The 1,953-nt window shown below is 32.9% G+C and carries 2 protein-coding genes; one reads left to right on the forward strand and one right to left on the reverse strand.

All coding sequences use genetic code 11. The features are described from left to right. Positions 1-19: 19 nt before the first annotated feature. Complete coding sequence (locus ACOYLP_RS11820; protein WP_422856370.1) at positions 20-1,240, reverse strand: bifunctional folylpolyglutamate synthase/dihydrofolate synthase; 1,221 nt, start codon at positions 1,238-1,240, stop codon at positions 20-22. 129 nt (positions 1,241-1,369) lie between these two features. Between ACOYLP_RS11820 and ACOYLP_RS11825 the strand changes: the two genes are divergently transcribed. Next, positions 1,370-1,953 (forward strand): MotA/TolQ/ExbB proton channel family protein (locus tag ACOYLP_RS11825; RefSeq protein ID WP_422856371.1); only part of this gene is annotated, 584 nt, incomplete at its 3' end.

Below are 1,953 nucleotides of genomic sequence, written 5' to 3' on the forward strand. Positions count from 1 at the left end.
CAAACATATTTGAAAAAAATTATAAAATTTCTGCCACTACAAAGGTGCTTCCGCCAATATAAATAAAGTCGTTGCTGCCTGCATTTTCTTTAGCGGACTGATAAGCATTTGATGCTGAAATGTATGTTTGACCTACAAGATTAAACTCAGCGGCTTTTTCTTTTAAAATTAATTGATCTAAACCTCTTGAAATATCCGGTTTGCAGAAATAGTAGATAGCATTTTCAGGAAACAAAGGCAGAATCTCAGTTAAGTTTTTATCATTCACTAAGCCCAAAACAATATGCAGTTTTTCAAACTTTTGTTTATTTAACTGATTCAAAACTATTTTAAGTCCATGAGCATTATGTGCCGTATCACAAATTATAGTTGGATTTTCTCCTAATTGTTGCCACCTGCCTTGTAGGCCTGTGTTTTTAATCACATTCAAAAAACCATTTTTAATATCCGTTTCCGAAACGGATAGCAACTTTTTATCTTGTAATACTTTTAAGGTTTGCAAAACTGTTTTCTTATTCTGAATCTGATAGTCACCAAGCAGAGCAGAAGGATAAGTTATTGCAATCAAATCAGAAGCAAAATAAATTTCAGAATGAGTTTCATCTGATTTAGCTAAAAAAACCGGCTTAGTTTCGGAAATATATTCACCAATAACCACAGGAATATTTGGTTTAATAATTCCTGCTTTTTCATTAGCAATTAATTCTAAAGTATTGCCTAAGAATTGCGTGTGATCTAATCCAATATTTGTAATAATAGAAACCAATGGCGTAATGATATTTGTAGAATCCAATCGGCCGCCCATACCGACTTCAATAATATTGATATCGGTTTTTTGTTTGACAAAATATTCAAATGCCAAACCAACACTCATTTCAAAAAAACTCAACTTATTGGCTTCAAAAAACGCTTTATTTTTGTTTATGAAATCGCAAACATAATTCTCAGAAATTGGTATTCCATTAATGGTAATTCGTTCGCGATAATCTTTTAAATGTGGCGAAGTATACAAACCTACTTTATAACCGGCTTCTTGAAAAACTGAAGCCAATAAATGGGAAGTTGACCCTTTTCCATTAGTTCCAGAAACATGAATACATTTCAAATAGTGTTCAGGATTTCCTAAATGTTTAGCTAACAAAACAGTATTGGTTATGTCCTTTCTATAGGCCGAAGCACCTTGTGTTTGATACATCGGCAATTTGTTAAACATCCAATCAAGCGTTTCTTTGTAGTTCATAATTTCCAGAAAAAAATTGGCGGTCAATATACTTTTATACGTTTTTTTTCGTTTATATTGTGATGCGAATTCCAAAGCACAAAATTGAAATTATTTTCAGAATAAATTGCCATAAATCACATAAATATGATAAGCACGTTTTTACAATTACAAGCTGACACTTTAGCTCAAGCCATTCCAACTGTAGACAAAGCAACTGCTGCTTTAACCAATGAAGTTTCTGTATTGGAATTTATTTTCAAAGGAGGTTTATTTCTTATTCCAATTGCTATCTTGTTATTTTATACCATCTATCTCATTTTTGAACGCTATTTGTATATTCATAAAGCAGCCAAAATCGATAATCATTTGATGAAAGACATTAGCAATCATTTGAACAATGCCAATATCGAAATGGCCGTTTCTTCTGCAGAAAGAAGCGGAAACGCCCAAGGAAATATTATCAAAGAAGGTGTGCTAACCATTGGAAGAAATATTGGAGAAATCGAATCAAATATGGAACGTGCGGCTAATATCGAGATTGGCTATATGGAAAAGAAGTTAGGACAATTAGGTCTGATTGCCGGTATTGCACCAACCCTAGGATTTATCGGAACTATTTCGGGAGTTATTAAAATTTTCTATAGCATTTCTGTGACCGAAGACATCAGTATCGGTAATATTTCCGGTGGTTTATATGAAAAGATGATTAGTAGTGGTGCAGGTTTGATTGT

Source organism: Flavobacterium sp. (assembly GCF_049318325.1).
GTDB lineage: Bacteria > Bacteroidota > Bacteroidia > Flavobacteriales > Flavobacteriaceae > Flavobacterium.